Origin of the sequence: Kitasatospora sp. NPDC057512, from assembly GCF_042802135.1 — a bacterium.
Lineage (GTDB): Bacteria > Actinomycetota > Actinomycetes > Streptomycetales > Streptomycetaceae > Kitasatospora.
The window spans coordinates 1-6976 of the sequence record NZ_JBHVET010000462.1 but is presented as its reverse complement, the minus strand read 5'-3'; the positions used below and the strand labels follow the sequence as shown (position 1 = coordinate 6976).

At 73.9% G+C, this 6976-nt stretch carries 8 protein-coding genes; 5 read left to right on the top strand and 3 right to left on the bottom strand.

From position 1 onward, the window contains the following. On the top strand, nt 1-390 hold a 390-nt coding region (locus ACFU6K_RS26195), incomplete at its 5' end, for a PaaX family transcriptional regulator C-terminal domain-containing protein (RefSeq protein WP_380666951.1). After that, entirely contained in the window at nt 387-2012 is a 1626-nt protein-coding gene (locus tag ACFU6K_RS26190; protein ID WP_380666949.1) for an amidohydrolase, read from the top strand. The genes ACFU6K_RS26195 and ACFU6K_RS26190, both read left to right, overlap by 4 nt. Nucleotides 2013-2019: 7 nt before the next feature. On the opposite strand, the gene ACFU6K_RS26185 is transcribed toward ACFU6K_RS26190, so the two are convergent. Then, a complete protein-coding gene (locus ACFU6K_RS26185) occupies nt 2020-2538 on the bottom strand; it encodes a universal stress protein (RefSeq protein WP_380666947.1) in 519 nt (172 codons plus the stop codon). Nucleotides 2539-2713: 175 nt separating this feature from the next. Here ACFU6K_RS26185 and ACFU6K_RS26180 point away from each other — a divergent pair, with 175 nt between their 5' ends. The 3 genes from ACFU6K_RS26180 to ACFU6K_RS26170 all read left to right on the top strand — a co-directional run bounded on the left by ACFU6K_RS26180 (nt 2714) and on the right by ACFU6K_RS26170 (nt 5031). Continuing rightward, nucleotides 2714-3355: an alpha-ketoglutarate-dependent dioxygenase AlkB gene (locus ACFU6K_RS26180; RefSeq protein ID WP_074004505.1), complete on the top strand. Its 642-nt coding sequence runs from the start codon at nt 2714-2716 to the stop codon at nt 3353-3355. A gap of 137 nt (nt 3356-3492) precedes the next feature. Continuing rightward, on the top strand, nt 3493-4257 hold the full coding sequence (locus tag ACFU6K_RS26175) for a VOC family protein (protein ID WP_380666945.1): 765 nt from the start codon (nt 3493-3495) through the stop codon (nt 4255-4257). Nucleotides 4258-4419: 162 nt separating this feature from the next. Next, entirely contained in the window at nt 4420-5031 is a 612-nt protein-coding gene (locus ACFU6K_RS26170) for a hypothetical protein (protein WP_380666943.1), read from the top strand. A 102-nt stretch (nt 5032-5133) separates the two neighbouring features. Here ACFU6K_RS26170 and ACFU6K_RS26165 read toward each other — a convergent pair whose 3' ends face one another. After that, nucleotides 5134-6075 (bottom strand): carbohydrate ABC transporter permease, encoded by a 942-nt coding sequence (locus tag ACFU6K_RS26165; RefSeq protein ID WP_380666941.1) that lies wholly within the window; start codon nt 6073-6075, stop codon nt 5134-5136. Further along, nucleotides 6072-6976: carbohydrate ABC transporter permease (locus tag ACFU6K_RS26160; protein WP_380666939.1), on the bottom strand; the 905-nt coding region annotated here is incomplete at its 5' end. The genes ACFU6K_RS26160 and ACFU6K_RS26165, both read right to left, overlap by 4 nt.

The window sequence follows — 6976 nt, the reverse complement described above, 5'->3', positions numbered from 1 at the left end:
CACCTGTTCCTCTCCGCCGAGTACGCCGGCTTCGCCGATCTCCGGACGGCGGTGGCGAGTTGGTGGGACCTCCCGGCGATCGAGGCGCAGTACGCGGCCTTCGCCGACGCCTGGCACCCGGCCGCCGAGGAGCGGCGCGACCGGTCGCCGGTCGACCCGGCCGAGGCGTTCCGCGCGTACGTGCCGATGCTCACCCAGTGGCGCCGCCTGCCGTACCTGGACCCGGGGCTGCCCGCTCAGCTGCTGCCCGCCGACTGGAACGCGGTGCCGGCCCGCGCGGTGTTCACCGAGTTGCACGGACTGCTCGCCGAGCCCAGTCTTCGGTACGTCGAGAAGGTCACCGGACTGTCCCGCCCCCAGGTGTGTCCGGCCAGCCAGGAGCCGCAATGACCGACCCCGTCCCCGCCCCCGCCGACCTGCTGATCCGCGCCGCCGCCGTGCACACCCTGGTGCCCGGCGAGCCGCCCCGCCGGGCGGTCGCCGTCACCGGCGGCCGGATCACCGCCCTGTCCCCCGCGCCCGACGGCCTGGACGCATTGATCGGCCCGGCCACCGAGGTGGTGGACGCCCCGGGCTCGACGGTGCTGCCCGCCTTCGACGACACCCACGCCCATCTGGTCATGGCCGGGCACAGCGTCCACGGCGTGCCCGTCCACCGGGCCCACGACCTCGCCGGGTTCCTCACCCTGATCCGCGAGCGCGCCGCCCGCACCCCCGCCGGGGAGTGGATCCACACCACGGTCAACTGGCAGGAGGTGCTGCTGGCCGAGCAACGGCTGCCCACCACCGGGGAGTTGGACGCGGCCACCGCGGACCACCCGGTCCTGGTGCGCCGCGGCGCGTACAACATGGTGCTCAACTCGGCCGCGCTGCGGCTGGCCGGGATCACCGAGGCCACCGAGGCACCGCCCGGCGGTGTGATCGAGCGCGACGAGCACGGTCGGCTCACCGGCCGGCTGGTCGACCGGGCGGTCGAGCTGGTCGAGCGGGTGCTGCCGCGCCCCACCCTCGCGGAGCGGATCGAGGGCCTGCGCGCCGCCTCCGCCGACTTCGCCGCCACCGGCATCGGCACCGTGCGCGACTGCCTGGTCCCGGTCGAGGACCTGGAGGTGCTGGACGCCGCGCGGGCCGGGGGCGCCCTGGCCGTCCGGGTCCGGGCGCTGGTCTCCGGCTTCGCCGCCCGTACGCCGGAGCAGGTGGACGCACTGCTGGAACGGATGGACGACTGGCGCGCGAGCAGCCGGGACGACGGGCGACTGAGTCTGTGGGGCGTCAAGTTCGGCATCGACGGCGGTTTCGAGGCGGGCGCCGTGGAGGAGCCCTACCGGGGGCGGCCGTGCTACCACGGCCGGCTGCTCTGGGAGCCGGCCGAGCTGCTCGCGGCGGTGGACCGGGTGGTCGGGCGGGGCTGGCGGGTCGGCGTGCACGCCTGGGGCGACCGCGGGCTGCGGGTCCTGCTGGACGTCTTCGAGCAGGTGGCCGAGCGCCGCCCCGGCCTGCCGCCCGGCACCCTGGTGGTCGAGCACGGCGGCCTGGCCCGCCCCGAACAGCGGGCCCGGGCGATCGCCCTCGGCGTCCCGGTGACGGTCCAGCACCCGCTGCTGCACGACGGCGCGCTCACCCAGCAGCGGGCCTGGGGCGAGGAGCGCACCGCCGCGCTCTTCCCGCTGCGCGAGTGGCTGGACGAGGGCGCGCTGATCACCGGGGGCTCGGACTTCCCGGTCGGCCCGTACGGCGCGATGGTGTCGGTCTGGGGCATGACCACCCGGGGCACCACGGCCGGGGTGGTCGGCCCGGAGCACGTGATCAGCCGGGCCGAGGCGGTCGCCCTGCACACCGTGAACGCGGCCCGGCTGACCGGCGAGAGCGCGGTGCGCGGCAGCCTGCGGCCGGGGGCGTTCGCCGACCTCACGGTGTGGCCGGTCGATCCGCTGGACTGCCCGGTGGACGTGCTGCGCGACCTTCGACCCACCCGTACGGTGGTCGACGGCCGCACCACGCACCGGAGTTGACGAGTCGTCAGACCGCCGCGAGTTCCCGCAGGTCGATGCCGCGGTGCAGCGCGCGCAGGTCCTCGTGCAGCGTGGACGGCGGAACGGCGAGCACCCCGCAGCGGGCCCGGGTCAGGCACTGCCGGGTGACCGACCGGCGCGTCAGCCCGCGCAGCCTGGCCCGCAGGCCGCCCTGCTCACCGGTGCTGACCACCAGCAGGTCGCCCGGACGGTCGGCGAGCCCGGTCAGCACCGTCGCGGCATCGCCGCGCACGACCAGCGGCCGCACCGGCACGCCGACCGGCAGACCGCCGAAGGCCTGCTCCAGCGCGCCCGCCAGCCGCGCCTCGGCGAGCTCCTGCCAGGCGCGCAGCAGCGGCGGGCACGGCCGGGCCCGGTAGTTGCGCTCGCCGCCGACCGGCGTCCAGGCGAGCACCGGCACCAGGACCGCCTGTCGGACCCGGGCCTCCTCGGCCGCCCGGTGCAGGGCGGTCAGGCTGTGCAGGGAACCGCTGACTCCGACGATGACGCGGGCGCCGTCCGACATGATCCTTCGCTTTCCGATGTCAAAACTCTTCAATGTCTGCGATTAGGTTGCCATACTCCCGATTTAGCCTGCAAATCGAAGGCATTCACTGAATATCACCGTGTATCGCTCGGTATACCCATGCCCTGGGCGCAATATTCGAGCATCTGTTCGAACAAGGGCGTACGCTGGCCCCATGCACGGCACCGTCCACCTCCAGCCCTCGCTGTTCGACGACACGGACCGCGGCGGCGTCCGCCTCGGCCCGCTCGACGGCCTGCGGCGGCAGCCGCTCGGCGACGGCGCCTGGCTGGACCTGCTCCCGGGCTGGCTGCACGGGGCGGACGAGCTGTTCGAACAGCTGGCCGCCACCGTGCCCTGGCGCGCCGAACGCCGCGAGATGTACGAGCGGACGGTCGACGTCCCGCGCCTGCTGGCCTCCTACCCGGCGCACGCCGAACCGCCGCACCCGGTGCTCGGCCTGGCCCGGGCCGCCCTGAGCGACCACTACGCGCGGGAGCTGGGCGAGCCGTTCCGCACCCTCGGACTCTGCTACTACCGGGACGGCCGGGACAGCGTGGCCTGGCACGGCGACCGGATCGGGCGCGGCGCCCGCGAGGACACCATGGTGGCGATCCTCTCCGTCGGCGAGCCGCGCACCCTGGCACTGCGACCCCGGTCCGGTGGCACGACCGTCGTCCGCCACCCGCTCGGCCACGGGGACCTGGTGGTGATGGGCGGCTCCTGCCAGCGCACCTGGGAGCACGCGGTCCCCAAGACGGCCCGCCCGGTGGGCCCGCGGATCAGCGTCCAGTTCCGGCCGCACGGGGTGTCCTAGGAATCCTCGCCGGGGACGCCCGCTTGCCGCGCACCCGCCGGGCGCGGAGGCTGGCGGGTGGGGCCGTTGCTCCGGGCGCCGTACAGCCAGGCGCCGGACAGCCAGGCGCCGGACACCGGGCCCGCCGGGAGGACCGCATGCCGAAGCCGGGCAACTACCGCGCCGGGGTCCCGTGCTGGGTCGTGCTCACGACGCCGGACACCGCACGGGCGCAGGCCTTCTACGGCGCGCTGTTCGACTGGGAGTTCGTCCCGACCGGCCCCGCCGAGGCGGTGGCCACCCGGTACGGCGCCCAGGTCGCCGCCGTCGAACGGGCCCGGCCGACCGACCCGCCCGCCGCCTGGACCACCTTCCTCGCCTGCCCCGACCCGCTGCGCACCGCCGCCGCCGTCCGGGCCGCCGGCGGCCGCCTCGCCCGCGAACCGTACGAGGTGCCCGAGCAGGGCCGCGCCGCGCTCGCCGTCGACCCGCTCGGCGCCCGCTTCGGGCTCTGGCGGGCCGGCACCATCGACGGCGCCGGCCTGGTCGACGAACCGGGCGCGTTCGCCTGGAACGAGCACCTCTCCCCCGACCCCGACGCCGCCCGGGCCTTCTACCGCCGGGTCGTCGGCTACACCTACGACCGGCCGCGGGCGGGCCACACCCTCGCCCGGGTGGCCGGCCTGCCCGCGTGCAGCATCGGCCCCTCCGGCGCCGGTCCGGAGGCGGGCGCGCGCTGGCTGGTCCACTTCGCGACCGAGGACACCGACCGCACGGCCGACCGGCTGCGCACCCTCGGCGGCACCGTCGTCACCGGTCCGGCGCCGGGGCCGTTCGGCCGCACCGCGCTGGTCCGGGACGACGCCGGCGCGGAGTTCGTGCTGGTCGCCGTCCCGGCCCGCGACTCCGCGGCCGCGGCCTGAACCCGGGTCGCCGGGGCTGCCGCCCTTCACCCGGGGAGTCGGCGAGACCCGAGCCGTCCCGTCAACTTGCCTGTATGGCAAGACGATTCAGTGCGACATCGCCACCCGAGGGCGACCGGGCCCGCCGACCCGGCCGTCCGTTGCGCCCGCTACCGTGCTGATATGAGTTCCTTCCTGCGCGCGTACCTGGTCGACCCCGCGGAGCTCCGCGCCCGCGTCGGCAGCGGCGACGACGGAGCGGTCGACGAGGCCCTCGCGTACTTCGGCCCGTCCCTGGACAGGTCCGACGAGCACTTCGCCGACGAGATCGCGCAGGGCGCCCCGACCGCTCGGGAGGCGCTGCGCGCCGTGGTGCACGGCGGGCCCTTCTCCGGGAGCGAGGACCACGCCTTCCAGTACGGCTACGCGTACCGGCGGCTGTGCTGGCTGGTCGGGCAGCCCCTGGAGGTCGACTCCTTCGGCCCGTTCCGGGGCAACTGGCTGGAGGTGGTCGACGACGGCCTGAAGGCGTACGGGATCACCGCCGTCTCGGTCGCGGAGTTCCAGTACGGCGGCGGCCTTCCCGCCGGACTGCCCTTCTGCGCGGTGCCGTCCTGCGGCACCTGGTCGGCCGAGGACTGCGGGGAGGCGCTGGACCGGTTCGACCGGGCCGGACGCGAGGGCCGAGCCCCCGTACCGGAGCGCGAGGTGGCCGAGGCCGTCGCGGAGGTCGTCGGCTGGCTGCGGATCGCACGGAGCCGGAAGGGCGCCGACATCGTCGGCTTCGTCTCCTGAGCCGACCGGTGCCCACGCCCGGAACGACCGCGGGAGTCCCACACGACGACGGGAGTCCCGCACGACGACGGGACTCCCGGCCGCTCCGCACGCGCGGGCGAGTCAGTCCTTCACCGCACCGGCCAGCCCGGAGACCAGCTTGCGCTGCACCGCGATGAAGAAGATCAGCACCGGCACGGTCATCAGCGTGGACGCCGCCATGATGCCGCCCCAGTCGTTCTCGTCCGGCTTGAAGAAGACCAGCAGCGCCGAGGGCAGCGTCTGGTTCTGGGTGGCGCTGATGATGAAGGTCTTGGCGAAGACGAAGTCGTTCCACGCCGCGATGAAGGAGAACACGCTGGTCGCGGCGAGGCCCGGCGCCACCAGCGGCAGCAGGATCCGCCACAGGATGCGGGTCCGGCCGGCCCCGTCGATCTGCGCCGCCTCCTCGATCGAGACCGGGACGGCCGCGACGAAGCCGCGCATCATCCAGATCCCGAACGGCAGCGAGAACGCCAGCTGCACCAGCACCAGCGAGGCCAGGGTGTTCAGCCCGACGCCCGGGGCGAACCGGCCGGCGTCGCGGAACATGAAGAACAGCGGGATGGTCAGCGCCTCGACCGGGATCATCTGGGCGATCAGGAACATCACCATGATGGTGGTGCGGAACCTGAACCGGAACCTGGTCACGGCCACCGCCGCCAGGAAGACCACGATCGCCGACAGCACCACCACCGACAGCGCGACCACCAGGCTGTTCCCGAAGTAGCGGGCGAAGCCGTCCACGCTGAGCACCTGACGGAAGCTCTCCAGCGTGGGGTGGGCGGTCCACGGCCTGGGGTCGAGCGACTGGATCTCGCCCTTGGGCTTGAAGGCCGAGAGCACCATCCAGAAGATCGGGAAGGCGGTGACCACGGCCAGCACGATCGCGCCGCTGTTGGCGGCCAGCCGCCACCGGCCGCGGGTGTTCCGACCCCGGGTCGTCCGGGGGCCGCCGGTGTTCCGGGCCGGCCTCGCGGCCGGGGAGTTCACCGGGGATTTCGCCGGGGAGTTCGCCGGGCTCACAGTTCGTTCCCCGTCCGTCGCAGGGTGCGGATGTACAGGACCGTCGGGATCACCAGGATCAGCAGCATGATCACGCCGATCGCCGCGCCCAGCCCGTACTGCGAGGAGGCGAACGCCTTCTGGTACGCGTACACGTTGAGCACGAGGTTCTGGCCGGCGATGCCGCCGCCCTCGGTCATCACGTAGATCTGGGTGAAGACCTTGAAGTCCCAGATCACCGACTGGATCACCACGATGGTCAGGATCGGGCGCAGCATCGGTGCGGTGATCCGGCGGAAGGTGGTCCAGGTGTTGGCGCCGTCCAGGGCGGCCGCCTCCATGATCTCCTCCGGGATGGCCCGGATGCCCGCGTAGAGGGTGACCATCACGAACGGGTAGGAGTGCCACACCACCACGGCGCCGACGATCAGGAACGCCGTCCACTTGTCGTAGAACCAGTTGAACTCGTGGAAGCCGGAGAGTCCGAGCCCCTCCAGGGTGTGGTTGACCAGGCCCAGGTTGGTGTCGAACAGGAAGCTCCACACCGTCGAACCGGTCATCGCCGGCGCCGCCCAGGCGGCCATCGCCGCGGTGGTCAGCAGCAGCCGGGGCCACCGGCCGACCTTGGTGAGCAGCACCGCGAGGGTGGCGCCGACGGCCAGGGTGGCGACCACGCAGAACGCCGCGAAGCCGATGGTCTGGAACAGCACCGTCCAGAACTGCTCGTCCTCCAGGATCTTCGTGTAGTTGCCGAAGCCGACGAAGGAGGTCGGGACGCCGCCCGAGGCCTGGGCCTGGCCGAAGTCCAGTACGGACAGCAGGCCGAGCTGGTAGATCGGGTAGGCGACCAGCGGGATCAGGATGACCGCGGCCGGCAGGAGCAGCAGCAGCGGGGGCCGCCGGCGCCGGCCGCCCGGGGGTG

What these genes read in the sequence shown, in the direction of transcription:
- ACFU6K_RS26190 (WP_380666949.1), top strand. Translation starts at nt 387, where the DNA reads ATGACCGACCCCGTCCCCGCCCCCGCCGACCTGCTGATCCGCGCCGCC.
- ACFU6K_RS26185 (WP_380666947.1), bottom strand. Translation starts at nt 2,538, where the DNA reads ATGTCGGACGGCGCCCGCGTCATCGTCGGAGTCAGCGGTTCCCTGCAC.
- ACFU6K_RS26180 (WP_074004505.1), top strand. Translation starts at nt 2,714, where the DNA reads ATGCACGGCACCGTCCACCTCCAGCCCTCGCTGTTCGACGACACGGAC.
- ACFU6K_RS26175 (WP_380666945.1), top strand. Translation starts at nt 3,493, where the DNA reads ATGCCGAAGCCGGGCAACTACCGCGCCGGGGTCCCGTGCTGGGTCGTG.
- ACFU6K_RS26170 (WP_380666943.1), top strand. Translation starts at nt 4,420, where the DNA reads ATGAGTTCCTTCCTGCGCGCGTACCTGGTCGACCCCGCGGAGCTCCGC.